This is a genomic window from Streptomyces sp. NPDC048671, from assembly GCF_055587045.1.
This window is the reverse complement of the sequence record NZ_JBVJHB010000008.1, coordinates 380,770-406,613: the sequence shown is the minus strand read 5'-3', so window position 1 is coordinate 406,613 and position 25,844 is coordinate 380,770. Positions and strand designations below refer to the sequence as shown.

Annotated in this window: 18 protein-coding genes; 10 read left to right on the top strand and 8 right to left on the bottom strand. The window is 69.6% G+C overall.

Going from position 1 to position 25,844, the window contains the following annotated elements; genetic code table 11:
- The first annotated feature begins 4 nt into the window (after positions 1-4).
- Positions 5-403: a nuclear transport factor 2 family protein gene (locus tag ACZ6S6_RS18780; RefSeq protein WP_362958471.1), complete on the top strand. Its 399-nt coding sequence runs from the start codon at positions 5-7 to the stop codon at positions 401-403.
- A 291-nt stretch (positions 404-694) separates the two neighbouring features.
- Here ACZ6S6_RS18780 and ACZ6S6_RS18775 read toward each other — a convergent pair whose 3' ends face one another.
- Positions 695-952 (bottom strand): hypothetical protein, encoded by a 258-nt coding sequence (locus ACZ6S6_RS18775; RefSeq protein WP_362958469.1) that lies wholly within the window; start codon positions 950-952, stop codon positions 695-697.
- A gap of 144 nt (positions 953-1,096) precedes the next feature.
- Between ACZ6S6_RS18775 and ACZ6S6_RS18770 the strand changes: the two genes are divergently transcribed.
- The 3 genes from ACZ6S6_RS18770 (at position 1,097) to ACZ6S6_RS18760 (ending at position 3,554) form a co-directional block, all read left to right on the top strand.
- On the top strand, positions 1,097-1,642 hold the full coding sequence (locus tag ACZ6S6_RS18770) for a hypothetical protein (RefSeq protein ID WP_362958466.1): 546 nt from the start codon (positions 1,097-1,099) through the stop codon (positions 1,640-1,642).
- Between the two features lie 143 nt (positions 1,643-1,785).
- Complete coding sequence (locus ACZ6S6_RS18765) at positions 1,786-2,892, top strand: sensor histidine kinase (RefSeq protein ID WP_362958463.1); 1,107 nt, start codon at positions 1,786-1,788, stop codon at positions 2,890-2,892.
- On the top strand, positions 2,889-3,554 hold the full coding sequence (locus tag ACZ6S6_RS18760) for a response regulator transcription factor (RefSeq protein ID WP_362958460.1): 666 nt from the start codon (positions 2,889-2,891) through the stop codon (positions 3,552-3,554). The genes ACZ6S6_RS18765 and ACZ6S6_RS18760 overlap by 4 nt, the downstream gene beginning before the upstream one ends.
- 1,052 nt (positions 3,555-4,606) lie before the next feature.
- On the opposite strand, the gene ACZ6S6_RS18755 is transcribed toward ACZ6S6_RS18760, so the two are convergent.
- Both ACZ6S6_RS18755 and ACZ6S6_RS18750 read right to left on the bottom strand, forming a co-directional pair.
- Positions 4,607-5,716, bottom strand: coding sequence for a hypothetical protein (locus ACZ6S6_RS18755; protein WP_469706268.1), 1,110 nt, complete (start codon positions 5,714-5,716; stop codon positions 4,607-4,609).
- A 654-nt stretch (positions 5,717-6,370) separates the two neighbouring features.
- The gene (locus ACZ6S6_RS18750; RefSeq protein WP_362958454.1) at positions 6,371-6,970 is read right to left on the bottom strand and encodes a hypothetical protein; all 600 of its coding nucleotides are present in this window, start codon (positions 6,968-6,970) and stop codon (positions 6,371-6,373) included.
- Between the two features lie 958 nt (positions 6,971-7,928).
- Here ACZ6S6_RS18750 and ACZ6S6_RS18745 point away from each other — a divergent pair.
- On the top strand, positions 7,929-8,825 hold the full coding sequence (locus tag ACZ6S6_RS18745) for an SGNH/GDSL hydrolase family protein (protein WP_469706267.1): 897 nt from the start codon (positions 7,929-7,931) through the stop codon (positions 8,823-8,825).
- Positions 8,826-8,979: 154 nt separating this feature from the next.
- Here ACZ6S6_RS18745 and ACZ6S6_RS18740 read toward each other — a convergent pair whose 3' ends face one another.
- A complete protein-coding gene (locus ACZ6S6_RS18740; RefSeq protein WP_469706266.1) occupies positions 8,980-10,641 on the bottom strand; it encodes a serine/threonine-protein kinase in 1,662 nt (553 codons plus the stop codon).
- A gap of 818 nt (positions 10,642-11,459) precedes the next feature.
- On the opposite strand from ACZ6S6_RS18740, the gene ACZ6S6_RS18735 reads away from it, so the two are divergent.
- The 3 genes from ACZ6S6_RS18735 (at position 11,460) to ACZ6S6_RS18725 (ending at position 14,923) form a co-directional block, all read left to right on the top strand.
- Complete coding sequence (locus tag ACZ6S6_RS18735; protein WP_469706265.1) at positions 11,460-12,893, top strand: hypothetical protein; 1,434 nt, start codon at positions 11,460-11,462, stop codon at positions 12,891-12,893.
- 360 nt (positions 12,894-13,253) lie between these two features.
- The gene (locus tag ACZ6S6_RS18730) at positions 13,254-14,423 is read left to right on the top strand and encodes a hypothetical protein (RefSeq protein WP_362958525.1); all 1,170 of its coding nucleotides are present in this window, start codon (positions 13,254-13,256) and stop codon (positions 14,421-14,423) included.
- Complete coding sequence (locus ACZ6S6_RS18725; RefSeq protein WP_469706264.1) at positions 14,420-14,923, top strand: hypothetical protein; 504 nt, start codon at positions 14,420-14,422, stop codon at positions 14,921-14,923. Before ACZ6S6_RS18730 ends, ACZ6S6_RS18725 begins: the two co-directional genes overlap by 4 nt.
- Before the next feature lie 75 nt (positions 14,924-14,998).
- Here ACZ6S6_RS18725 and ACZ6S6_RS18720 read toward each other — a convergent pair whose 3' ends face one another.
- On the bottom strand, positions 14,999-17,035 hold the full coding sequence (locus ACZ6S6_RS18720; protein ID WP_469706263.1) for a tetratricopeptide repeat protein: 2,037 nt from the start codon (positions 17,033-17,035) through the stop codon (positions 14,999-15,001).
- 274 nt (positions 17,036-17,309) lie between these two features.
- Between ACZ6S6_RS18720 and ACZ6S6_RS18715 the strand changes: the two genes are divergently transcribed.
- A complete protein-coding gene (locus tag ACZ6S6_RS18715) occupies positions 17,310-20,651 on the top strand; it encodes an AfsR/SARP family transcriptional regulator (RefSeq protein WP_469706262.1) in 3,342 nt (1,113 codons plus the stop codon).
- A 147-nt stretch (positions 20,652-20,798) separates the two neighbouring features.
- Here the strand turns inward: ACZ6S6_RS18715 and ACZ6S6_RS18710 are convergent, their stop codons facing one another.
- Positions 20,799-21,434 carry a TetR/AcrR family transcriptional regulator gene (locus tag ACZ6S6_RS18710; RefSeq protein ID WP_469706261.1) on the bottom strand — a complete coding sequence of 212 codons (636 nt, stop codon included), beginning with the start codon at positions 21,432-21,434 and terminating at the stop codon, positions 20,799-20,801.
- 115 nt (positions 21,435-21,549) lie between these two features.
- Here ACZ6S6_RS18710 and ACZ6S6_RS18705 point away from each other — a divergent pair, with 115 nt between their 5' ends.
- Positions 21,550-22,470: an alpha/beta fold hydrolase gene (locus ACZ6S6_RS18705; RefSeq protein WP_469706260.1), complete on the top strand. Its 921-nt coding sequence runs from the start codon at positions 21,550-21,552 to the stop codon at positions 22,468-22,470.
- On the opposite strand, the gene ACZ6S6_RS18700 is transcribed toward ACZ6S6_RS18705, so the two are convergent.
- Complete coding sequence (locus ACZ6S6_RS18700) at positions 22,467-23,450, bottom strand: hypothetical protein (protein WP_469706259.1); 984 nt, start codon at positions 23,448-23,450, stop codon at positions 22,467-22,469. The two genes, ACZ6S6_RS18705 and ACZ6S6_RS18700, sit on opposite strands and share 4 nt — an antisense overlap.
- 185 nt (positions 23,451-23,635) lie before the next feature.
- A complete protein-coding gene (locus ACZ6S6_RS18695) occupies positions 23,636-25,405 on the bottom strand; it encodes an FG-GAP repeat domain-containing protein (RefSeq protein ID WP_469706297.1) in 1,770 nt (589 codons plus the stop codon).
- Between the last annotated feature and the right edge of the window lie 439 nt (positions 25,406-25,844).

Sequence of the window (25,844 nt, the reverse complement as noted above, 5' to 3'; positions counted from 1 at the left end):
GTCCATGTCCAAGACCGAGATCGATGCAGTGACCGCCGAGTTCTTCGGCGCCTTTGACAATCGGGGCGGTAAGGCTGCCGACGTGGCCCGGATCCGGCGGCTGGTTCTTCCGAGCGGCGTGATCGTCAAAACCGCCCCGGAGTTCACGGTCTACACCGTGGACGAGTTCGTCGAGCCTCGCCGGCGGCTGCTGTCCGACGGTCGGCTGGTCGAGTTCTCCGAGTGGGAGACCTCCGAGCGGACCGAGGTCTCGGGCGATATCGCGTCGCGGTTCAGCGAATACCGCAAGTCCGGGGTCTTGGACGGTGAGCCGTTCGAGGGTGCCGGGACCAAGACCATCCAGTTCGTCCGTACCTCGGACGGCTGGCGGATCACGGCATTCGCCTGGTACGACCGCCCCTGATTCGTCGGGCGCCCCGCCGGGGGGGCGGGATGGCCGGCAGAGATACACGCTCTGGCCGCCAGGGGAGGGCGCGTGCCACTACGTGCCAGTCGGGGCGGTGAACGGCGGTCAACAGGCGGCTTCCCGCAACCCACTGACGTACCACCCAAAAGCACGTTTCCGCAGCTCAGATCCGTGTTCGGGGCCCAAGTCCCGAGTGATTCCCAAGCTTAGAGCGTGAGTTCGACTCTCGTCGCCCGCTCTGCGAAGAAGGCCCAAGTCAGAGACCTGGGCCTTGTTTGCTTCCGGCTGCTACGGCTCCGTGTCGAGGAGTCGGGCGGCCTCGCGAGGGTCCATCAGGTTGGACCAGGCTTGTTCGGCGGGGAGCAGGTCCCGCTCCGGCAGGGCGTATTCGGGGTACCAGCCGTCGGCCTCGCAGCCGGGGACGTTGCGCAAGATCAAAGTGGTGGGGTTCGGCGGGACCGAGCCCGTGATCCGCACTGCGAGGTAGGTTTCGTGGCCGTCGTCGGCGCGGATCTGAAGGCCGACGGTGAAGGTGTCGAAATCCACCGTGTGCTCCTCGCCTTCCCGGAGGGTGGCACGGCTCAGGGTCAGAACCGTGGTCCGGAGCCGCCGGACGAGACGGCGATCTCCACCCGTCGTTCCACCCATGGGTCCAGGTGCGCGAGGCCCTGCGCCAGCACTCTTGAGGGCATGACAACGACCGAGTGGATCACCGACATCGCCCTCGTCCTGATCGTCTTCCGGCAACTGCGGGAAGGCCGTCTCGACCTCAAGTCCTTCCTGATCCCGCTGGGGATCGTGGCCTTCGTGGCCCACACGTACCTCGACAGCGTGCCCACCGCGGGCAACAACCTGGTGCTGATCGGCGCGCTCATGGCCGTCGGCGCGGCGCTCGGCATCGCTGGCGGCGTCTACACCCGCATCCGGGTGGCGGGCGAGCACCTGCTGATCAAGGCCGGCGCGGTCTCCGCGATCCTTTGGGTGCTCGGCATGGGCGCCCGCATGGGCTTCCAGTTCTGGGTCTCGCACGGCGGCGCCGACAACGTCGCGCGGTTCAGCATCGCCCACCACATCACCAGCGACCAGGCCTGGGTCGCGGCCTTCGTCCTGATGGCACTCACCGAGGTCGTCACGCGACTCGCGACGATCTTTGTCCGGAGCCGGATGGTGAACGGCAGGCAGGCGCAGACGACCGCATCGACGCACCCGGCGCCCTCTCTCGACCGCGCGGCCTGACCGTGGACTATGGTCACGCCGTGCCCGAAGCACAGAGCGTCCCAGAAAAGCAGAGCACTCCTACAGAGCAGAGCGCGCCCGGTACGGGCTCGGCCCCGTACCGGGCATCCGGCCTCCTGACCCTCACAGGTCACGATCCTCGCGTGGGCTGGGTCCTGACCCTCTGCGTCATCGGCTCCGCGTTCATCACGGTGCGGCCGGTCGGTCTCGACGGCCGGGGCCTCGTGGTCGCCGCGCTCATCGTCGTCAACTCCCTCGCCCTCCTCGCCCGGCACCTGCCCGAGCACAGGGTCCCGCCCCGCGTCGCCCTGGTCTGGCTGACCCTCGGCATCCTCGCCGCGGCCGCCCTGATCGCCGTGAGCCGCAGCGGATCGAGCTACCTCTTCGCGTTCTTCATCGTCGGCCACGCCGGATACCGGCTGCAGCCCAAGCCGGCCCTGGTCCTCGCGGCGTTCTGCAGCCTGCTGTGCGGCGGGATCCTGTACTTGCGCATCGGCCCCGGCCACCACCTGCTGCCCTGGGCCGTCGGTCTGGCCACCGGCGGCCCGGTCGTCCTCGGCATCATCAACCGCAGCCGCCGGCGCGCCGTCCAGGCGGTGATCGAGGCCGCGGAGTCCGCGGAGCGGGCTGCCCGCGCCGAGGCCCAGGCCGCCGTCCTCACCGAGCGGGGACGGATCGCCCGCGACGTGCACGACGTCCTGGCCCACTCCCTCGCGGGCATCAACATGCAGCTGGAACTGGCGGACGCCCTGATCGAAACCGGTGACCTGGAGAAAGTCCGCGAGGCGAACCAGAAGGCGCACGGCATGGTCAAGGAGAGCCTGAAGCAGGCCCAGTGGACCGTGCACGCGCTGCGTGAGGACTCCCTGCCGCTGGTGGGCAGCCTGACCGCGATGCTCGACTCGTCCGGCCACCGCGACGCCCTCACCCTCACCGGCACCGCGCGCGAAGTGCCGTCCCGGGTCACGCAGAACCTGCTGCGGATCGCGCAGGAGTCGCTGACCAACGCCGTCCGGCACGCACCCGGCGGCGAAGTCCACGTGGAGCTGACGTTCGATGCCGCATCAACGACACTGAGGATCCGTAACAGCGCGGCGACCCGTGCGGCGCGCGCCGGCATCGGCAGCGGAATGGGGCTGATCGGCATGCGGGAACGGGGCGCCCTGCTGGGTGGCACGATCACTGCGGGCCCGGTCACCGAAGGACCGGACGAAGGCGGCTGGCAAGTGGAGGCAGTGATACCGGGATGAGTGAACCGACGCAGAATCCTCAGCGGCTGCGTGTGATCGTCGCCGACGACCAGGCTGCCGTACGGGAGCCGCTGGCCGCGGTCCTCGGGCTGGCCGACGACATCGACGTCGTCGCCTCGGCCGCCGACGGCACCGAAGTACTCGCCGCAGTCGCCGCGGGCCCGGTCGACGTGGTCCTCATGGACCTGCGGATGCCGGTGATGGACGGCACCGAGGCGACCCGGCGGCTCACCGAGGAGCACCCCGAGGTCGCCGTGGTCATCTTGACCACGTTCGCCGACGACGACTCCATCCTGGCCGCGCTGAGCGCCGGCGCCATCGGCTACCTCACCAAGAACGCGGGACGCCAGGACATCACCCGCGCCATCCGCGCCGCCGCCGCCGGGCAGTCCGTCCTCGACCGCGAAGTCCAGAACCGCCTCCTGGAGACGGCCCGCACCAGGCCCCCGGCCCCCGGACAGCCACTGCCCGGCGACATCACCCCGCGCGAGCGCGAGGTCCTCACCCTGATCGGCCAGGGCCTGCCGAACCGTGCCATCGCCGAGAAGCTCTTCATCAGCGAGGCCACGGTGAAAACGCACATCAACAACCTCTTCGCCAAGGCGGACATCAAGGACCGCGCCGACGCCGTGCGCCGCGCCCTCGGGGCAGGCCTGGCCTGAGTCGTCGAGACTCTGCGGCCTCCACCTCGCGCGGCGATACCCTCTGCGCATCTCAGCAGATCAGGAGGGGCGTCATGCTGGTTGGGCTGTGGACTTCTAACCACATCATCCGGTGCTCCTCACTGGATCCACCGATCCTCCGGAGCTGGACTGGGACAACGCGCCGGCTTGTAGCGACGGCAAACACCTCGTCGTCCGGACTCGCGGGCAGACCGCGCTCACTCGGGTATCGAGCTGGAACCGCGCTATGCCTGTCATGGGAGACGACGTCTTCGACGGGGTGCTGAACGTAGAGGGGTCGCGGGTATGCGTGGCCGACGTGGAGAACCTCGCCCGGTGGGTCACGGGCTTGGTGTCGTCAGGCTCGCAACGTGTCGTCATGTGCGTTGACGATCCCGGCCGTGCTTCGCGCGTACATGTTGTCGTCGGTTCGAGCGATCGGAGCCTCCCGGTGACCGCGGTCGCGGAGCATCCGCTGACACGAGTCCGCATCGCTCCAGAGGGCCGGTTGCTCCGGCCGGATGACTCGGGCTGATCTTGGACGGCCACGACTCTCCGCTCGCCGGCCTGGCCGCAGCGATCAAAGTTCTGGCTTTGCCGGTCGAGGACAGGTGAACCTGTGACCTGCCGCACCATTACGTTCTATTACGTGCCATTACGTGTCATTCGGAGCGGTGAAGAGCGGTCATCACAGGTGCCGCTACGACACTCGGATCCGGGAAGCATCAGCCTGTTCCCGCAGGACAGGTCGGACGTTGGCGCCCGAGCACCGGGTGATTCCCTAACTCAGAGCGCGAGTTCGATCCTCGTCACCCGCTCCATGATGAGGGCCCAGGCCAGCGACCTGGGCCCTCGCGCTGTTGGGATCACGTCGGAGAGACGCGCCCCGAGTCGGTTGCTGCCGAGCCACATCCGGCCGGGCCGGCCACCGGGGCCGGCGCTTCCGACACGTCGGCGTCGGCCCACCGCCGTGTGCCAGTCGCTCGGCGCCTCCGAAGTGCCCCGGAGCGCGCCCTTCCCAGGACGTGCTCCGGTGGTACCTGTGCCTCAGGTCAGAGCGCCGAGGTGTAGGCGGCGAAGAACGGCGTCTTCACCGGCGCTCCGCCGGGGTCGAAGCACGCCACGTAGAGCCGGACGGAACCACTGGTCCTGTCCCAGGGCCTGTACAGGCCGCAGTAGTCGGCGCTGTGTCCGTAGGCGGTGACATGGGCGGTGTCCGACGGGACGGCCACCGACGGCATGGTGACCGTGAAGGGCGCTCCCGAGCCACCGAGGGTGTTGGTGGCTCCGCTGGAGTTGTAGTTGGTCAGGGCGGGCAGCGATCCGTTGTACCAGAGATAACCGAAGGACTTCGGCGGAAAGGCCGGCCCGTGTACCGCTCGCAGATAGGAGTAACTCAGAGTCCACTCGGTGTCGTACGGGTTGTTGGACGCGTCGTAGCAGGCAACGATCACGGTCTGGCCTGCCGTCCCCGGCGTCCAGTCGGACACCTTGCACCGCGCTCCCTGCTGCGGGTCGACCGCGGTGACCTGGAGATCGCCTGCGTAGCTGGACAGCCCGAGAGAGGGAAGCCACGCCTTCCAGATGCCGGTCGAGCCCTTGCTCACCGCATTGGCGGAGCCCGCGGAGTTGTACTGGGTGAGTACTGTGCCGCTGCTGTCCGAGTTCAGGTAGCCGTACGAACCGGAGGGCGTGGCGGGCAGGCCGCTGCTGCTCGTGTAGAGGACCGTGAAGGTGGAGTTGTCCGGAGCGCCGCTGGGGCGGTAGCAGTTCACGTACACGTCCTGACCGGGCCCCACGGTCTTCCAGTCGGCGATCTGACACCAGTGGGCAACGCTGTTCACCGCAGTGGCGTGGGCGATGCCACCCGGTCCGCCGATCAGCGGGAAGTGCACCACGTACGAACCAAGGCCGATCTGGTCGACCTTGACGGGATTGGCGGACGGTGAGGCCCAACTGCCCCACTGCCGTGAGGGGTCGGGCGCGTAGCCGGGAGGCGGAGTCGCGTTGTCCAGGTACGCGAATCCCCAGCGGTCGGGTACGGCGGCGTGTGCCGGGCCAGCGACGGGAAGAGCTGTGGCCAGAAGAGCGGCCACCATGCTCAGGACGAGCGTCACGGCCCGGACGGGTCTGCTCGACAGGTGTGAGGTGCGGACGTGCATGGGCGTGCCTCCTGTTGATGAGGTCGGTACTGCCAGCGCGATCCGGTGCTTGAGTGCGATTGCCCGACACGTGCCGCGAGGGGCCTCGTCTCAGTCCTCCTGCGGCTTTTCAGAACGGCAGGGCTTGCGCCCCGACGGCGTGCCGTGGGTTCGGAATCCGATTCTCACTGTCCCAGAAGGACGGCTCGGCAGAACGCTCTCGGTCAGCCGTTTCGGTGCTCGCCTCACCTGCCGCTGGGGCACGGGGGGTCACTCTGCCCGCTTGATGCGCAGCGCGGGCCAGCAGTTACGGCCGCTGCCTTGCCATCTGCTCTTTCTCCCTGCCCCTCCCACCCCACCCGCCGCTGTGCGCACCGCCGCCGGGCCTGTCCGGAACACGCCTGCATCTGCTCGACGCCTCCACCGCAACCGCCGCCGCCCGTAGGGGCCCCGGTAGCGGACGTACCGCCCCGAACGATGCCCCACGTTCATTCGCCCGATAGCCGCAAGGTGATCACTAGCTTTTTACCCGCGCCGGGTTGTTACAGGCCTCTCTTCCTCGTCAAGGCTCCCGGATGCGCTTCGGCCTTCGGCGCGCGCTCCGGCAAAACGAAGAGGAGCCCGTCAGCAAGCTGACGGGCTACCGCGAAAGATCGAGACTAACGTGCCATCCGATCAGATCGTCGGTGTGTCATCGACGACCTCCTTGTGTGGTTCGACAATGAACTTCCAGCCATCGCTGGGCTTCAGGAACCGCACTCGGGTCGGGTAGATATCCAAGGCGCGGCGGTCACGGAGCTGGCTGCTCGTGTTCTTCCGCGCCTTGGCCGGCTCCTCGAAGAGGTCGACCTTGACATCAGGCACCACGGCGACTTCTTCGCTCCAGCGCTGAACGATCCCCGCGCCGAAGGCCTCCCGGGCGGCGGAGTAGAGCGAGTCCAGAGACTCCTGGTTCCCGTCGGGTACGAAGAGGGCGAGATTCAGGAGGACGCCGGCACTCTGAAGAACCTCGATTTCCTCCCCTGCCTTGTCGGCAACCCAGACCCCGCGCTCTTCGGCGTTTCCCGGAAGAACGTGGACCTCCTCACCAAAGATTGTCTTCGCGACAAAGGACCCGCCCTCGAAATTCTTACCCGGCTCCGTAAGGAAAGCCGGAGCGTAACAGTCGAGAGAGAGTCCATCCATACCCGCCGAGACGAAGATTCCGTCCTGGAGACCCAACTCCGAAACCTCTTCGGCCGTAAGCCGTCGAGCCGTGACCTTCTCGGTATTCACGTCGTTCCCCTTTTTTCGTGGCGCTCTGCAAATTCATTGAAACTCTACCACGAAAACGATCACCCAGACCTCACTCAATTCCTCCTGAGAGAACAGGAGAAGAGCCCTCCCCGCGCCGCAGGTAAATAGCGGCAAGCACACGGAGGTGCTACACGAATCACGAGACCGCTCACTGACTTCAGCGGTGTTTTTTTCGACAATCAAGTCGGTCACAAAATGGAATGCGCGCAAATTTAGCAGAATGGGAAAAACAGGCAAGAGGTGCCTTGGTCCCGGGAATCGCGCTGCGCTTGTCATCCCATCGCCCTGGGCCAGATTCCCGCGACCCGACCGAGCGATCCGCGGCGGCCCCTCTCCGGTCGGGCCCTGCGCACCCTGATCCGGCGCTGCATGAACCTCACCGATGTGCACCGTCGCTTACGGGATCCCAGCGGCCAGGGCGAGGGTCTGCGTGACGGGTCGGGTCCCCCAAGAACCGGTCCGACACCGACACCGGCCCTGGCGACCGCTCCGGCCAAGGCGGCAGCAGCGGCAACAGCGGCTCGATCGCCGCCCACAACTCGTCATCCACGACCTGCGGTCGAGTACCCACACCCTCACGAGCGGCCGGATCGGCACACCGTCAACGCCCCACCAGGGCAGCTCGACAAGATCGTGTTACGAGCTCTTCGCAACGAGTCGCTGAAGCGGGCGAGCTGACACCGGCTGGTTTCCACGCCTCGCGCGGTAAGGACTTCTCTCGCCGGAGCCAGCCACCCCAAGTGGCCCAACCCCATGACAGCGCCCATTTCGCCGCGCCGAGGGAACAGGTGGACCGCTTGCCTCCTGCCCCGGACCCGGACTGGCCGAGACGAACTGAGGCCGAGCGGAACTGGTGTGTCCGACAGGGAACCCGGGGCATCCGAATCCCTTCATAGTCGATGCCGTAGACCGGCAACTCCCTCTCCCTGAAGGCGCAATGACTCAACTCGCACGCACTTTCCGCAGCACTGTCCGCACCGCGTCACTGGCCGCGGCGGCGCTCGGCACCACTGTCGGGCTCATCGGTGGCTTCATGGCTCCGGCTGCCTCTGCTGCCGAGTCGGCCCAGCCGACGTACGACAACTACGTGGCGCTCGGCGACTCGTACGCCTCCGGTGCTGGTCTCAGCTTGGTGGATGACGCCGGCTGCGACCGCACCAGAGAGAGTTACCCCGCGGTGATTGCCGGGGCGGTGAAGGCGAAGTCCTTCAAGAACGTCACCTGCAGTGGTGCCACCACGGCCGAGATGGCCAAGGCTCAGGGCGCCAACCCGGCCCAGCTCAGCGCCCTGTCGACCGACACCGATCTGGTCACGCTGACCATCGGGGGCAATGACATCGGGTTCACCGAGATCATCACCAACTGCGTCGTCGGCAGCTTCAGCGATCCGACCGGCAGCCCCTGCAAGACGCACTACAACGCGTCCGGCAGCGATGCCATCACCACTCGCATCAACTCCGCGGCGGCAAAGCTCACGGTTACCCTTCAGTACATACACGCCCTCGCGCCCAAGGCCCGGGTCCTGGTGGTCGGTTATCCGTCGCTCGTTCCGGCTGACGGCAAGGCCTGCCGTCCCGGCGTCCCGTTCGCGGACGGCGACGTGCCGTACCTCCGCGATGTGAACAAGAAGCTCAACCAGGCCCTCGCCGACCGGGCCAGGAGCGCCGGCGTGGAGTACGCCGACACGTACACGATGACCACCGGCCATGACATGTGCCAGAACGAAACAGACCGGTGGATCGAGCCCCTCGAAACGAAGCTCGCACCGGCGCACCCGAACAGGTGGGGCCAGTACGCGATGGCCTACGGCGCCTACAACCAGCTCCGCAACTAGGACACGGGCTCCGCGCACTTCGAAGGGCGGAGGTCTCTGTCTCGTCACCCGCTCCAACGGCAGAGCCCCGGGCCACTGGCCCGGGCTCTGCCGTTCTCCACGCACCTCCCGGCTTCCCGCGCCCGCTGGTGGACGGGGTCGATCGGGCACCTGCCTAGGCCGCTCCCCGCCAGATCGTCAGGTCGCCCTGGAGGAAGGCCATTTCAGGTACCGCGGTCGACTTCGTCGTGATCACGAACAGCGCGATGTCCCCCGTGGGGCCCTTGATGCAGATTTCGCTGCCGTTCGCCGAGCCGGCGAGCAGGACGCGGTGGTTCTTTCCGTGCTTGAGCAGCCGGCGGCACTCCTCGACGGTGCCGCCCAGCTTGCCGTACAGGGGGACGAACACGCTCGTGTCGCTATCCAGTTGGCAACCGGCCGACTGGCAGCCGAAACGGATGTCCCCCGTGCGGCCCTTCGCCTCCGCGTCCGGGTCTTTGAGGTTCACCGAGTTCTTCGCGTCCAGCGTTACCAGGGTGTACGGCTCGGGCCTCGGCTCCCGGGGCGAGGCCGACGACGACGATGAAGTCCCGGCCTCAAGGCCACCGGCGCCCGAGTCCGAGGAGCCTGAGGAGTCGGAGGAGTCGGAGGAGTCCGGCGAGGACCGCCGTGTGGAATCCGGCGACCGTGCGGCCGGTCCCGTGGCGGACACCGACGGGCCGGCCGTGTCCCGGTGATCGCCCCGGCTCCTCGCGTCCATGACGCGCCAGGCCAGGGCCGTCAGCAGTAGCGCGCCGCCCGCCAAACCGACGACCATGATCCGCGCGGCGCGCCGCCTGCGAACCTCCCCCTCCGCCCGCATCGGCCGCAGCACCCCGGTCGGGGATTGCGGATACGCGATCAGCGGCTGCGGCTGCGCCGGGGTGGGGTCGGGCACCGGTGGCGGGACCACGACCTCAGGACCGCTGACCTCCCGCCACACGGCCGGCGCCCCGCCCGCGTCGGCCTCCGCTCCCAGCCGCTGCCGACACCACTCCACGACCTCCGCCGGAGTGGCCCGCTCCGCCGGATCGGCGGCCAGGCAACGGGCGAACAGGGGCCGCAAGGGTTCGGGCAACAGGGACAGTTCGGGTTCGGAGTGCACAATCCGGTACAGCACGTAGACACCTGGGCCGTCGCCGTAGAGCGGCCTGCCCAGCGCCGCGAACGCCGCCGTCTGGGCAAGGGCGAAGACATCGGTCGCCGCCGTGACCTCTTGGCCGGACGCCTGCTCCGGGGCCATGTACGCGGGCGTGCCGACCGTTTGTCCCGTCGCCGTGTACGAAGTTCCGTCGGCGGCCAGCGCGATGCCGAAGTCGATCACGCGCGGCCCGTCTGCGGCCAGCAGCACGTTCGCCGGCTTGAGGTCCCGGTGCACGATGCCCTCGGCATGGATGGCCTGCAACGCCTCGGCCATCCCCGCCATCAGCCACAGCACGGCGGTCACCGACAGCGGACCGCGGCGGGCCACGGCCTCCGACAGGGACGGCCCGGGTACGTACAACGTGGCCAGCCAGGGCGGGACGCCATCCGCGTCGGCGTCGATCAACTCGGCGGTGTACGCCCCTCGGACCCGCTGGGCCGCCCTGATCTCCCGGCCGAACCGCCGCCGGAAGTCCGGATCGTCCGCCAGTTCCGGCCGCACGACCTTGATCGCCACGGGCCGGCCGCCCGGGGTGTGCGAGAGGTAGACCCGGCCCATGCCTCCCGCCCCCAGCCGGGCGGCGAGCCGGTAGCCCGCCACCATGGACGGGTCGGCCGCCTGAAGCGGCTGGAAGACATCCGTCACATCATTCATCGGCCCGCTCCCCCACTTTGCTGCATTGGCCAACGGCAGCAGCCTAAGGGGCGGGGCAGGGACATGACCTTGTGGATTCGGGGCGGGGGCCGGGATGGTGGTGATCCGGCGGTATGTCCCCGAGGCGACGGGTGGCCCCTGAGATGTAGTGGCGGGAGCGCGGCCGTCCCCGCCGCGGAGACCGCCCAGCACGACAAGGACGTCGCGATCAGCCCGCGCGCATGGCCGCTTCGGCCCCCGCCTGTCGCTGCTTGTGTCCGCGATGGGTTCCGGACGGCGTCCTTCCAGGTCCCCGAACGCCTTGCCGCCGCCCGCCGTGGGCGGTACTCCGAACTCGACGAGTGGTCACCGTTGAAGGACCGCGAGATGAACGGTCCGGCCCAGTCGTTGCTGCAACGTCCGCAGCACTGCCCCCAGTACGACGGAGTCCTCGGGCAGCACTCGCGCGGCCATCGCCTGCAACCGTCAACCGTCCACCGGCGGGGTGACGGTGGCCAACGCCGTCGACTGGCTGACGGCGGGCGCCTTCACGGCCAGTGTGGGCAGCGACCTCTACCGGGGCCGCCGGTATCGGGGCCAACGTCGCGCGCCTGCGCGCGGCCCTCGACGACCAGGAGGCCCTGTCCGGCGGATGACCGGGACTGTACAGCTTCCCGCAGGGCTTCGATCGCGTGCGTGTCAGCACACCGGCCGGTCCGGGAGTGGACCAGTTCTCCCGGAAGGGTGGTGCCGGGGGCACGGCGCCGGGACGATGGGGCCGCGGGTATCCCCCGCCACGCTTCGTTCCGCGAGGCACCGGCACTGACCTGAGGGGGGCCATGCGCAGCTACGGGCGTGTGGTGATCGGCAACCTCGGCTGCGCCGTGATCGTCTGTTTTCCGGTGCCGCTCGCCCTCCTCGTGGGATACGGCGCCTGGCGTGCGGGCGACGACTGGGCTTGGATCGCGTTCGCCATCGGAGGGGCCGGCTCGGCCGCGATCCCTCCGCTGACCCTCCGGTTCACGCGCCAGGCATTCCCCCGGATCACGCGCGGGGACCAGCTGAAGGACCGAAGCGTCTCGTACGGGGACGACACCTTCGTGCTGTGGGCCCCCCGGTCGGAACGGGGCTCGGCACAGGCGCGAGTGGTGCGGGCGGACGTCCTGGAGGCGTCGCTCGTACGCTACGACCCCGAGGGCGGTGGGACCTTCACCACCTACGGCGGCAACCTGGCCCCCGACGAGTTCACACCGTTGATCAGGATGCGGCTGCACGTGCGCGACGGCGAAGAGACCGGGGCCTCCGGGCCGTTCGACGTCACGGTCCGGTGGCGGGTGCCGTCCTTGTGCCTGTCGGCGGTCACCGCGGGCCGGCTGGCCGTGCTGATCGATCCGGGCCGTCCTGCCGACCCGGCCGATCCGCGGGTCCCCGGACGGATCACCCCCCTCTGGCCGCGCAGCGCCCTGCTGGCGGGCACGAGAACCTGCCGAGTGATCGACCTCGACGGCCGGGTGACCCAGGTGACCCGGCACCCCGTGCGCCAGTTGCGCCAGATGCGGATCTCCCGGGAGGCCGGGGGCATCGAGATGGCCGGCGACACGATCGATCTGCGCCGCCTGGACCCGGCCGTCGCGGCGCGCTACACCGCAGTGGCCGAACAGGCCCGCGCCGCCCCCGAGGACCGGGCGCCGGTGACCGAGCCGGGCGAGGAGTCCCGGTGGCTCGTGGACAGCCTTCCGGGTGAGGCGGCGGGGTTCGGTTCCGTCAGCCGCCGGTGGTCGCGCCGCGGGGGTGTGCTGGTGCGGGCCCGGTTCCTGCAGATGACCGCCACCCACACCTTCCAGCACCACGGGCCGGTCCTCGACACGGTGCTTCGCGTCCATCCCGCCGACGGCACACCCCCGTTCGACGCCGCCCGGCGGCTGACAGTGCCGATGAGCTACCTCGCCGTCCTGCACCGCACCCGGACGGTGGTCCTGTACGCCGCTCCGAACGGCCGGTCGTTCGTCGTCGACTGGGCCCGCACGGGCCTCCTCGCCGGCACCACCACGGCCACGGTCATCACCCCCGACGGCCGGGAACTCCCCGTCACGGGAGGCCCTGAGGTGATCCCTGAGGTGATCTGGGCCCTGATGAACCTGCTGGCATCCCGGGGCCTGTCGAACCCGGCTCCCGTCCTGGACCTCCGCAAGCGGCGCATGAGCGGGGCGGCCGGGGCGGTGATGGACGCGCTACGGAACAGCGCCTCCACGGTGGGTACGCAAGACCGGTAACGGCGCTGCCAGGCACGTGTCCTGTGCGGGGACCGGTCCCGCAGCCGCCGTACGAGTGTGAACCACGGCACGTGCGCCGCGACCGCCCCTCGAAGACAGCGCCCACAGCGCTGTCGGCTGCCACGCAGAACGCTGCAAGGTTCTCGCAAGGGTCCGTCGAGCCTTCCGTCCCCCCTGCCGGGCATCCCGTTGACAGAAGCAGTTCGTGTCACTCGGAGAGAAGTCAACAGGGGGGACGCCATGACGGCGTTGAGTACGACGGGATCGAGCACGACCGGACCGAGTACGACCGAGGCGAACAGGTTCGAAACAGGCACCATCGAGACGGACGTGGCCGAGTCACGGCAGTGGCTGACCCTGGTGGGGCGCAAGAAGGTGCTCGCCGTCATCCACACAGTGACGTACGGGAAACGACTGCTCGACGTCCTTTCCCTGCTGGAGGCCGACTTCCGGCTCCAGGTCGTCTTCACGGCACCGCCGCACGCCTTCGGCGACGACGTGCCCGCCTTCCTCGCGAGGCTGGGGAGCGTGGTGCTGCCGTGGGACCAGGCGACCCGCATGACCTTCGATCTCGCGCTCGCCGCCGGGCCGCGCGGCGTGCAGTACATAGACGCGCCGCTGATCACGCTGCCGCACGGGGCCAACTACCTGAAGCGGGTGATCGGCGGTGCGAACGCGGGCGTGGCAGGGCTGCGCAGGCAGGATCTCCTGCCCGGTGGGCGGCTGCCGGCCGCCGTGGTCGTGCCGCACCACGCCGAGCTGAGCGAGCTGGCGCGCGACTGCCCGGAGGCGCTCCCGCTGGCACACGTGATCGGCGATCCCGTTCACGACCGGATCACCGCCAGCCTGCCGCTGCGTGCCGCGTACCGCCGCGCGCTCGGGCTCGCCGAAGGACAGAAACTCGTCGTCGCGGTCTCGACCTGGGGAGCGCAGTCGTCCTTCGGCCGGTTCGACGCGCTGCTGCCCCGGCTGATCGGCGAGCTGCCGGCGGCGCGCTACCGTACGGCACTGCTCGTCCACCCCAATGTGTGGGCCGGGCACGGCGCTTATCAGGTCAGGTCGTGGCTGGCGCGGTGCGGTCAACTGGGAATCGCGGTCGTGCCGCCCGAGGCGGACTGGCGCAGCGTCCTGATCGCGGCGGACTGGATCATCGGTGATCACGGCTCGGTGACGCTCTACGGCACGCTCACCGGGGCGCCGATGCTGCTGGCCACCTCACCGGAGCGGGAGATCAATCCCTCGTCGCCCGCCGCGACCCTCGCCGCCCGCACGCCGACGCTGTCCCCCACCCACCCCTTACTGGACCAACTCGACTACGTGGCACGGGAGTACCGGCCGGAGGAGCAGGCCTCGATCAGGTCGCGCATCACCTCGGAGCCCGGCCGGTTCAACCGGAACATGCGCAGGCTGATGTACGCGATCCTGGGGATGGGCCAGCCCGCGCACGAGCCGGTGACCGTCCCGCTGCCGGAGCCGGAGCCGCTTCCGTCGGCCGCGTGGGCGCCGGGACGCGGGGAGGCGTCGGCATGAAGCGCTTCGTCGTGGTCGAGGCGAGCCCCTTTCCGGATGTGCTGCGCGCCCGTTGCGCCGACGCGTCGTTCAGCGTGCGGCTGAGCCCTGCGGACCGTGTCCACAGCCCATCGGTCATTGACGAACACCTCGTCGTGGACGTGGACGCCTGCCGGGACGGCTCCCTGCTGGACTGCGCGGACGTACTCCAGGGCAGCCGGGCCCACTCGGTCGCCGACGCACTGCGCCGGTTGGCGCAGCTCACCTCGGCCCACCCGGCGTGCGGGATCGCCGCGGTGCCCGTGACCGGTGCCGGAGGCGGAGGCAGAGGCGGAGGCGCGGGCGGCTGGGCCCTGGCCGGCGGCTCCGACCGGTCCGTGATCCTCGTCCCGTACGGCCCCTACCGGCCGTATCAGCCGACCGCGGAGCCGTCGTTGCTGCCGTCGTGCCTGCACGCCTGGCTGGTGGCGGGGCGCTCGCTGCGGGAATGGCCGTACGCCCACGACGCACCCTCCGGCTGAGCGGCACAGGCACCCCTCACCCACCGGGACCGGGCCGTCGACCACGGCCCGGTCCCACGGTCCCACCTTGCCGGATCACCCGCCCCCGCCGACGCCCCCGCCGAGCCGGAGCGCGTCGGCGGGGCTCGTGGTCTCGAACAGGGCGAGGGCCCGCGCGAGGAAATCCTCCGCCGCCGTCGCGTCCCCGTGCTCCGCGGCGCTCTCGCCCAGCATCTCCAGGGTGCGCGCCTGCCAGAAGGCCGCTCCGGACCCGGTGAAGACCGCCAGAGCCTCGTTCATCCTGGCCACACCCTCCGCGTACGCGCCCGCCACGACACCGGCGCGCCCCAGCAGGGCCAGGGCCCGCGCGGCGTCGTGCGGGTCGTTCACCGCCACCATCGCGGCATGGGCGCGGGTGAAGCAGTCGACCGCCTCGTCCGGGGCGCCCGTCGCGAGTGCGATCTCGCCGAGGGTGGTACGGGCGAGCGCCGCGCCTCGCGGGTAACCGCAGCCCTCCCACACGGATATCGCCTGGTTCAGGTAGGTCACGGCGTCGGCGGTCCGCCCGGCCTCGCGGTGGCACGCGCCGAGGCCCAGCAGCGCCTGGCCCTCGTCCCGTACGTCACCGGCCTCGCGCGCGGCCCGCAGGGAGTCCCGGTACCAGGTGGTGGCCTCCTCGGTGCGGCCGGCGGCGCCCAGGCCGATGGCCCCGGAGTTGAGCATCTGGCGCTCGGCCGTCTTGTTCCCGGCCTGTCGGGCTGCCTCCAGGCCGATCTTGTGGGCCTCGATCCAGTCGGCGTAGTGGCGCAGCCGTAGGAAGAGCGGCCACAGGGCGTCCACGAGCATCCAACTCGTGTCGTACCAGCCGCTGTCCGCCGCGAGTCGTACGGCACTCAGCAGCTGCGTCCGATGGGAGTCGAGCCAGTCGAGCGCGGCGACGTCGTCGGCGAACGGCAGCGGGAGATCCGGCCGGTGAACGTAGGTTCTGGGGAGCGTGAACTGCACCGGCGTCAGTCGTTCCTGCGCCGCCGTCGCCGTGTGCAGGCTCCAGTCGCAGAATCGCCGCAGCGCCTCCTCGCGGGCGGCGCTCGTGTCGTCCTCCAGGGCGCGGTCGTGCGCGTGGATCCGTAAGAGGTCGTGGAAGCGGCAGCTCTCCGGGCCGACGTCCTCCACGAGATTCGCCTCGACCAGCTCGTCGAGCCGGCGCTCCGCCCAGTCCAGCGACTCACCGCAGGACGCGGCGGCGGTCATCGCGTCGAAGGTACGCACGGGCAGCAGACCGAGCGTCCTGTACAGGCGCGCGGCATCGCGGCTCAGCACCGCGTACGACGCGTCCAGAGCTTTGCGCACTGAGGTCTCCCCTTCCACTTCGAGCGCGGCCAGCCGGCCACCGCCCGCGTTCCTGGCGAGGGCGTCGGCAAGCGCCCCCACCGACTGTCTCGGCCGGGTCGCGAGCCGGGCGGACGCCAGGCAGACGGCGAGCGGGAGGCCCGCGCAGAGGGCCACGAGCCGGTGGACCGAGGAGAGTTCGCCCGCCACGCGGTCCGCGCCGATCCCACGGGTGAGCAGTTCGACACCGGCGGCCGTACCGAGCGCGTCGAGCTGATGAAAGCCCGCTCCCTGCATGCGCAGGCCGGTCAGCCTGCGGCGGCTGGTGACGACGACGAGGCCGCCCGGCCCGCCGAGCAGCAAGGGCCGGATCTGGGCGGCCGTGAACGAGTTGTCCAGCATGATCGCTATCCGCCGGTCGGCGGTGAGGGACCGCCACGTGGAGGCCAGTTCGACCGCGTCCGTGGACGGTGGTCCGGAGCCCAGCGCCCGGAGGAACTGGCCGAGGACCTCCGCGGGCCCCACCGGCTCGCCCGCCGAGTGCCCCCGCAGGTCCGCGTACAGCTGCCCGTCGGGAAATTCGGTGCTCAGCGAACGGAGCCATTTGGACACCAGGGTCGTCTTGCCGATTCCGGCCGGACCGCTGACGACGATCAGCGGCGACCCCGTGCCGCGAAGGCCGTCCAGCGAGGCGAGATCCCGCTCCCGGTCGGTGAAGTGGGCCGGGACGGGCAGCAGTTGGCGCGGGGGCGGGGGCCGCGTGGGCGCCGCCGGCGCGGGGTGGACATGAATGCCGCCGTGCACCTCACGGGCCTGGACGGTGGGACCGTACAGTCTGGCCTCGCCACCGATCTCATTCCTGTGAGGCCCTTGCGAAGCCGTACTCGAATCACTCATCCATCCGCCCCCCGCAGATCGATTGCCAATGACGCGAACCCTTTCGAGTCCTACCCCGGCGCGACTTGGAATGACCATCAGGAATAAGAACGGATCGCGCCAAGTATGGCAACGGTGTATGGCGATATTCGCCGTGTGATGTCATGCTCGTGATCCATCCGACGGACCAGCGGGGGCGCTGGTGGAATTCCAGATTCTCGGACCGGTGGGGCTGCGGCTGAACGGGCACTGGCTGACCCTCGGATCGGACAAAGAACGGGTGTTACTGGCCGCGCTCGCTCTTGATGTGGGCCGTCCTGTCGCGATCGGCCAGCTGATGGACCGGCTCTGGGACGGCGACCCTCCCGCACGCGCACGCGAGAACGCGCACACCTACGTCTCGCGCATCCGCCGACGGCTGCGGGCGGCCGGTACGGGGCCGGGCGCACCGACCATCGTCGGCAGGGCGCACACCTACACCCTGCGGACCGCGCGTGACTCCGTGGACCGGCAGCGCTTCCAGCACTTCGTCGATTCGGCGTTCACCGGTGACGGTGACGCACGGACGGTGGAACTGCTCTCCCGCGCGGAGGAGTTGTGGCAGGGCGAGGCACTGGCGGGGCTGCCCGGGTTCTGGGCGGCGACCGTACGACGGGCGCTCGCGGAGACACGGCTGAGCGCCAGCGCGTCACGCATCGCGGCCGGACTGAGGCTGGGGCGCTTCGCCGAACAGATCGGCGAACTGTCCGCGCTGGTCGAGCGGTACCCCGGGGACGAGACCCTGCTGGGGCAGCTGATGCTCGCGTACTACGGCGGCGGACGGTACGCGGACGCGCTCCGGGTCCACCAGCGGGCCCGGCAGTCGCTGATGACGGAGTACGGGGCACTCCCCGGCGTCGAGTTGGACATGATCCACCAGGGCGTGCTGGCCCGCGCACCGGCACGGGAGCTGGCGCACGGGGGCGGTGGTACGGGGCGGACGGCCGGTCCGCTCGCGGCTGCTGGTGGTGCTGCGGCTGCTGCGGCTGCTACCGGTGCTGCCGGTGCTCCTCCAGTGCCCGCGCCCGAGGCGCCCGAGTCTGCGGCGCCCGTCTCTGAGCCGCCCGTGCCTGCCGGGCTCCCGCCCGATGTGCCGCCGCGCCGGAATCTGCCCCAGCAACCGCCGCTCGTGGGGCGTCGGTCGGAGTTACGGGCCCTGACCTCGATGATCGTCGACAAGGGCGCGCAGGGCGGATCGGTCGTCGCCGTGGAAGCGGTCAGCGGCATGGCTGGGGTAGGAAAGACTGCGCTGGTCATCGCCACTTCCCACCTGCTCGCCGAGAGGTACCCGGACGGTCAGCTGTACATCGATCTGCGCGGGCATTCTCCCGCCCAGGAACCGCTCACCGCGAGGGCGGCGCTGGCGACGCTGCTGAGGCTGCTCGGTGCGCCGGCCTTCTCCATTCCGGCGGAGCTGGAAGGGCGTACGGCCCTGTGGCGGACCATGCTGGCCGAGCGCCGCATGGTCATCATCCTGGACGACGCGACCGGACCCGAACAGGTCGGCCCGCTGCTGCCGAGCGGTTCGCCGTCCCTGACGATCATCGCCAGCCGCCGGCATCTGACCGGCATCCCCCAGGCGCTGTCGGTCCCGCTCGACGTCCTGTCGAAGGAGGACGCCATCACCCTCTTCCGCGGCTTCGCGGGAGAGGAACGCACCCGCGACATCGCGGAGACCGCGCGGATCGTCGGTCTGTGCGGGTACCTCCCCCTCGCGATCGAACTGGTGGCACATCGGTTCCGGGCCCGTACGTCCTGGACGCTGGGCGTCCTCGCCGAGCGCCTCGCCCGAAGTCCCGGGCGGCTGGCGGAGATTCGCACGGCGGATCAGGAACAGGAGATGACACGGGCGTTCGCTCTCTCCTACCGGACTCTCACCGCGCAGCAACGGACCGCGTTCCGCTGTCTCGGGCTGTATCCCGGACCCGATTTCACCGCCGATGCCGCAGCCGCCCTGCTGGGTCTGCCGCAGGACACGACGGAGCGATTACTCGAAGGCCTGCTGGCGTGTCACCTACTCCGGGAGCCCGTGCCGGATCGCTATCGCTACCACGACCTGCTGCATGAATATGCCTATGGTCTATCCAGCTCGGAGGACAGCGAGCAGGACCGCCATCAGGCCGTCGCCCGCCTGACGGATTTCTACGTCACGACGGCCGACCTCGCGGATCGGTTGGCATATCCCTGGCGCATACGACTGGATTCATCGACGCCGATCCTGCCGACGCCTCGGCCGCCTCTGCCGGACGCCGCGGCCGCACGGTCCTGGCTGACCGCGGAACGCGCCAACCTCCTGGCCACCGAGGACCACGTCCGCCGCAACGGCGACCCCGCGCTCGCCGCCCAACTCGCCTGCACCCTGGCGGGGTTCCTTCAGGCGGAGTGCTACTGGCAGGACGCCAAGAAGCTCCTGCGGCACGCCGTCGCCCACTGGGACCGGACGAACGACAACGAGCCGGCGCTCTGCCGTGCCCTCATCGACCTCTGCGCGGCGGACTCGACCCTCGGGGACTACGCGGAGGCCGCGGAGGCGGGAGAACGGGCGCTGGAACTCGCGCGGGAGCTGGGCGACGGACCTGCCGAGGCCGAGGCGCTACGCGTTCTCGGCACGCTGAACTGGCATCTCGGCGAGAATCGCAAGGCTGTCGTCCTGCTGCAGAAATCCCTCGCCATCAAGTCACTCTCGGGCGACATCTGGGACAAGGCGCGCAGCCGAAACAATATAGCGGTGGCCATGCTGTTCCTCGGGGAACGCGCTCAGGCGCTCGTGCATTTCCGCGCCGCGTTATTCGGTTTCCGAGAGGCGGCCGACAAGAACGCAGTCGCCAAGACGCTCAACACCATGGGAGAATTACACATGCAGGCGGGTGAATTGATTGCAGCCCGTCGTTCGTTCGAGGAATGCCTGTCGTTTCTGGAAGTCGACGGAAGCCGGCACGAGCGCGCAACCGTACGCACTATTCTGGCCGAATCCCTGACGGAGGCGGGTGATTCCGCGGCGGCCCTTGTCAGGTTCAGGACGGCTCTTTCGGAGTTCCGGTCGCTCGGTGACCGGAAGGGCCAGGCCGAGGCCCTGGTCGGGATCGGCGAGGCGTACTGGCGGCTGGGGAGTGCCGAGGAATCCGGTCGGCACCTCCTCGAAGCACTGAAGATCGCACAGAACATGGGAACGGCCCACCAGGAGGTCCAGGCCCTGCGCCGCCTCGGGCGGGCGGACTTGGCCGAAGGCCGCCTGGCCGTCGCGACGGACCGGCTGCGAGCAGCGGTGGCTGTCGCCGCCCGCACGCATGACGTCGACGAGGAGACCGCCGCGCGGACGCTGCTGGCGGAGGTGCGACTCGCGGCGGGAGATGTCGATGAAGCGCGCATGACATTGCGACAGGCATTCGAACTAATTCGACATCGAGGCAATGTCGATGCACGCAGAATCAGCCACCGCCTGAATGACATCGAACGAATATTTGATGATGGCCCGAATGCCCGCTCTGTGGCGCACGACGAATAAGGAACAATCTCGCACTCACATCCGGATGCCTTTCTCACGTTCGCTCTTTGGCACCCTTCCGGCCCCCGGACGTAACCAGCTCCTGAAGGAAGGCTCAGGTCAGCGACCTGGGCCTTTTTGGTTGCCCAGGCACGCCTTGACAGGACGTCAGCTACGACCGGCCGAGTGCACCGACGCCTCGGCGGTCCGAAAGATCCGGTCCAGATGGTGACGGAGCACCGCGAGGGCCGACTCCGGACTTCGCTGGCCCACGAGGATGCTGGTGCCCATGGTCGCCGTCATGGCGAGCAGGCTGATCGCCTCCGTACGCGCGGCGGCACCAGGATCGGCCAGGCCTGACGCCTGAGCCTGTTCGAGCAGCCCGGTCAGGGCGTCCTCCGCGGCGTCGGGTTTGTCGATGAAGGGCTGGGCGGCCAGCGCCTCGTCGGTCACGGACAGGATCGAGTAGGAGCTGTACAGGAGGTGGAAGGTGCGCCCCTCCTCGTCGGTCGGAAGGGAGGCCAGCAGCAGCGCCTCGATCGTCGCGCGCGGGCCCGGGTCCGTACCGGCGGCGCGGAGGCGGGCAGCCACCCGTGCGGTGAAGCGGTCGGTCAGGTGCTGGAGCCCGTAGAAGAGCAGTTTCTCCTTGGTCTCGAAGTAGTACTGCACGAGCCGGAGTGACACGCCGGCCTCGGCGGCCACATCCCGCATACCGACAGCGTGCAGCCCTCGCCGTCCCGCGACCCGGATGAGCGCCTCGGCGATCTGGTCGCGCCGTTCCTCGTGGTCCACGCGCTTCGGCATGTTCTCGTGTCTCCGCCGGTCGGTGATGGGTCGGTGGGCTCTTTTCATGGTACCGCCGTATCATCATGATGGTACGGTCGTATCACGAAGAACGGATCTTCCAGGAGGTGCCACCGTGCCCGACAACACGACCCGTGTACGCCGCGACGTCGGCCACTACGTCAACGACACCCTGCGCGACCGGTACTTCGCCGCCTGCGACGCGCTCTACGCGAAGGGCGCGCCCGCCCGCTCCGAGGCGGACGTGGAGACGAGCTTCGGCACCACGCACGTCTACCGGTACGGCCCCGCGGACCCCGCCGCCGAGTCCCGTACGCCGGTGGTACTGATCCACGGTGCGGGCGGCTGCTCGGCCCAGTGGTACCCCAACACCCATGCGCTCAGCGCCGAACGCCCCGTCTACGCGCTCGACACCCCCGGTGACCCCGGCCGCAGTGTCCACCGCGAACCCATGTGGCAGCCCGAGCACGCGGCCCAATGGATGGACGAGGCCCTCGACGCGCTCGGCCTCGACCGGGTCCATCTCGTCGGCTCCTCCTACGGAGGCTGGCTGGTCATCAACCAGGTGCACCTCCGCCCCGGCCGGATCGCCTCCGTCACCGCCCTCGACCCCGGCGGCCTGGAGAAGGTGGGCCTGCGCTTCTTCGTGTGGATCTTCGCCGGCCTGTTCGCGACCTTCGCCCCCAAGGCGCTGCGCCCGCGCCTCGCCTCCTGGCTGGAACAGCCGGTACTCGTCGTTCCCGAACTGCGCGCGATGGTCCGGGCGAGCGTCCGTGCCTTCCGGATACGCCGCCCCGCCCCGCTGCCCCTGTCGGACGAGGAACTGGGCTCGATCCGGACGCCGTTCTACCTCGTCATGGGCAGGCGCAGCCTGCTCGTGCACCCGAAGCGGCAGCTGGAGCGCGTACCGCGTGTCGTCCCCGGCGCCCGCGCCGAAATCGTCGCGGCGACCGGCCACGTACCGCAGATCGACCACCCCGACCTGGTCAACACCCGGATGCTGAGCTTCATGGACGAGGCCGACCCGACTCCCTAGAGAGCGGTGCCGGGCGGCCGTAGCCGGTCGTGGAGGACCGCGAAGGCCGTGCAGGTGAGGGGGCAGACCACCGCAGCGGTGACCAGGATGCCGATGAGCACGGGGGCGAGGATGCCGGCGTAATACGCGGCGAAGAAGTTGCCCGTGGCCTGTTCGAGGAGGTCGCGTACGAGCGGGCGCAGAGGCAGGGCGAGTTGCACCACCAGCCGGAGCATCCCCGCGGTGAGCGCGGTCAGCGGCAGTGCGAGGGCGAGGACGCGGGCCGCTCCGGCACGCGTCCACGTCAGCGACCAGGATCGGCGCAGGGCCGCGCGGGCGCCGAGGCCGTCCGCCGCGGCGGCCGGGGCGAGGGTGAGCGCCAGGCGCAGCAGCACAGCGGCGAACCCGGCGACCACGGGTGAGGCCTTGACGAGTGTGTAGGCCCACGAGCCGCGCTCCAGGGGCAACGGGGTGTCGAGCTGGTAGCCGGTGAGACGGTGCGCCACGACTCCGGCGAGCAGCGGCAGGGACCATGCGATCAGGCCGCGCAGCGCGTACACGGCGAGCACCGGTCGCAGCCGCGCGGAGACCGCGGCACGGGCCGGGTCCCCTTCCAGCGGATCTCCAGCCCCTGCCGCCACCGCTCGGGAGGACACGGCCTGCAGAGCGGCGCTGCCGGTGCCGAGGAGGAGCAGGAAGAGCGGGAGCGTCCAGAGGGCGACCCGTACCAGGTCGGTGAGGTCGTGCAGGTAGGGGTCCTCAAGGTAGTGGTACCAGATGCGTTGGTTCCGCATACGCGTGAAGACGGGCCAGGCGAGCGCGAATATGGCGGTCGTCATCAGGAGTGCGGCCAGTCCGGACAGGCCGACGACCCGGATCGTCGCACCCCCCAGCGTGCCTCGGTGCCGCCGCAGGACGGCAAACGCCGTTGCCGTGATCCCGCGTTGCGGGCTGCCGCTCGTCGGTGGCAGCGTGCGGTCGTGCTGCGTGGTGCGCGTCATGGGGCGAGCCTTCTGTACGTTCCGGATCCGTTCCTGCGTCCCTGGCAAGGACGCAGGACGGGCGGGGTGCCGTTCTCCGGTCCGGAGGGCGATACCGCGTTTCGAGCCGCCGGTCGCGGACCCACGCGGAAGCGCCCTCTCCCCCGCGGAGCAGGGGAGAGGGCGCTTCGGGCAGAGCGGAGGGCTCAGAAGATGCCGTTGTAGATGTCCCAGCCGTAGCCGATCTTCACGCGCTTGTCGACCTTCCCGGTGCCGGTGGACGTGTAGCGGTACACGTCGCCCTTGCCGTCGACGCCGACCAGATCGGCCTTGCCGTCACCGTTGAAGTCACCCGGCGCGGCGAACAACTTGTAGATGTTGTACCCGGTACCGATCTTCACCCGTGCCTTGAAGGGCGCGGACGCCTTGCCCGTGCCCCGGTACAGGTACAGATCGCCCTTGGTGTCGCGGGCCACTATGTCGGAGAGCCCGTCGCCACTGAGGTCACCGGCGCCGACGATCATGTTGTACGTGTCCCAGCCGTAGCCGACCTTGAGCTTGGTCGCGAACTTGGAGCCGAGACCGTTGCCCTGGTACAGGTACACGTCGCCCTTGCGGTCGCGCGCCAGCAGGTCTCCCTTGCCGTCACCGCTGAGGTCGCCCGGACCGGTCAGGCTGGCGTAGACGTCCCAGCCGAGGCCGATGAAGTGGGGCCCGGTGAACAGCTGCCCCTGGTACAGCAAGGTCTGATCGGGCAGGCCGTCGTTGTCGAGCGACGAGGCCAGCCCCCGCGACCCCGTGTTCCCGCCGCCGCTGGGCTCGCCGCTCTCGTTGCCGGTGGCTCGGGGGAAGAACTGTCCGTTGTTCCTGGACTCGTACCCCCAGAGGTAGCCCGCGTTGGTCCGGGCCTCGATCTCGTGCTTGCCGAAGTCCGGGTTGCCGCCCGCGCCGACGAGCAGCGACGCCTTGCTCCACCCGGTGCCGGCGGAGACGGGCGTCGTGAGGCTGCCGTACCCGGTGGACCGGTAGACGGAGATGTCGCCGTTCTGCTTGCGGGCGATGACGTCACCGAGACCGTCCCCGTCGACATCGTCGACACCGACGAGCTGGTTGAAGGCGTCGAAGCGGTAACCGGTCTTCCAGCGGGCCTTGAAGGGCTTCGTGATGTCGCCCGTACCGGCGTAGAAGTACAGGTCACCGGCCGGGGTCCGGGCGAAGATGTCACCGATGCCGTCGTTGTTCGAATCGTTGACAGCCACGATCTGGTCGTAGGCGTCCCAGCCGTAGCCCACCTTGACGCCGGCCTTGAAGGGCGCGCTGTCGACTTCTCCGGTGGACTGGTACGCGTAAATGTCGCCCGAGGGCGTACGCGCCAGCAGGTCGCCGCGGCCGTCACCGCTCAGGTCGCCGGTGGCCACGACCTTGTTGTACTTCTGCCAGCCGTCGCCGGACCAGGTGGATTTGCTGGTTCCGTATGCGTCCAGGCTCCGGTGCAGCGACAGCTTGCCCACCGCGGACAGCGTGAGGATTTCGGGCTTGCCGTTGCCGTCGAGGTCGCCCGGCGTGATGATGTCCTTGGCCAGCTCGTGGTAGTCGTCGCGGTGGATCGTGTACCGGAAGGCACCGTTCCAGTAGTTCCGGATGACGTTCAGTTCGCCGTCCGCGCTCCGGTACATGAGGTCGCTGTGCCCGTCGCCGTCGACATCGAAGCGCGGCTTTGCCGGAAAGACCGCAGCCTCGGCGCCCGCGGCCGCCCCGGGCTTCTTCGCGGTCCGCTTCGGCAGGACGAGGGTCGGCTGCGAACCCTGGTCAGGGGTGAAACGCGGTGCGGTGCCACGCGGTGCGGGCGCCGAGTCGTCGGCCGAGGCCGGAGCCGGAGCCGCCAGCAGCATGCCGGCGGAGAGAACGAGCGCGGTGCAGGCCGCGGTCCGCCGCGCGCGCTTCGAGCGCGCGGGAACGGAACGGCCGGGTTCCACAGAAGACAAAGCCCCCCCAGGGGTACGTGGTGGAACCGGGAGAAACGCGGTCACGGACGCATGACATGCACGTCGTGCGTGGTGAAGGGTTCCCAGGATGTTCACAGACTCTACAACTGTGACTCCCGGGATCAGGGTCGTTTGTGACGAATCGGGTTGCGCCCCGGCCGCGCCACCGGACGCGTCACCACCGGAGGCATCACCTCCACGGCGGGAAGGCCCGCCTGTTGAGACCGGGTGCCGGCGTCAGAGTGCTCTGACATCATGCGGCCGTGATCTCCGCGGACGGCGACCTGCTGACCGGCCTCGACGAAGTGGACTGGGCGCACCTGAACCACGTCTACGGGACGGCCGCCGACATCCCCGGCCAACTGCGCGCCCTGTGCGGGGACGACATCGCCGCGTGGCGCGCTGAGGCCGCCGAGAACTTCTCCGACAG

Bases quoted from the DNA above. Each gene is read 5' to 3' on its own strand.
- ACZ6S6_RS18780 (WP_362958471.1), top strand. From the start codon at position 5: ATGTCCAAGACCGAGATCGATGCAGTGACCGCCGAGTTCTTCGGCGCC.
- ACZ6S6_RS18770 (WP_362958466.1), top strand. From the start codon at position 1,097: ATGACAACGACCGAGTGGATCACCGACATCGCCCTCGTCCTGATCGTC.
- ACZ6S6_RS18760 (WP_362958460.1), top strand. From the start codon at position 2,889: ATGAGTGAACCGACGCAGAATCCTCAGCGGCTGCGTGTGATCGTCGCC.
- ACZ6S6_RS18755 (WP_469706268.1), bottom strand. From the start codon at position 5,716: ATGCACGTCCGCACCTCACACCTGTCGAGCAGACCCGTCCGGGCCGTG.
- ACZ6S6_RS18745 (WP_469706267.1), top strand. From the start codon at position 7,929: ATGACTCAACTCGCACGCACTTTCCGCAGCACTGTCCGCACCGCGTCA.
- ACZ6S6_RS18740 (WP_469706266.1), bottom strand. From the start codon at position 10,641: ATGAATGATGTGACGGATGTCTTCCAGCCGCTTCAGGCGGCCGACCCG.
- ACZ6S6_RS18735 (WP_469706265.1), top strand. From the start codon at position 11,460: ATGCGCAGCTACGGGCGTGTGGTGATCGGCAACCTCGGCTGCGCCGTG.
- ACZ6S6_RS18725 (WP_469706264.1), top strand. From the start codon at position 14,420: ATGAAGCGCTTCGTCGTGGTCGAGGCGAGCCCCTTTCCGGATGTGCTG.
- ACZ6S6_RS18710 (WP_469706261.1), bottom strand. From the start codon at position 21,434: ATGCCGAAGCGCGTGGACCACGAGGAACGGCGCGACCAGATCGCCGAG.
- ACZ6S6_RS18700 (WP_469706259.1), bottom strand. From the start codon at position 23,450: ATGACGCGCACCACGCAGCACGACCGCACGCTGCCACCGACGAGCGGC.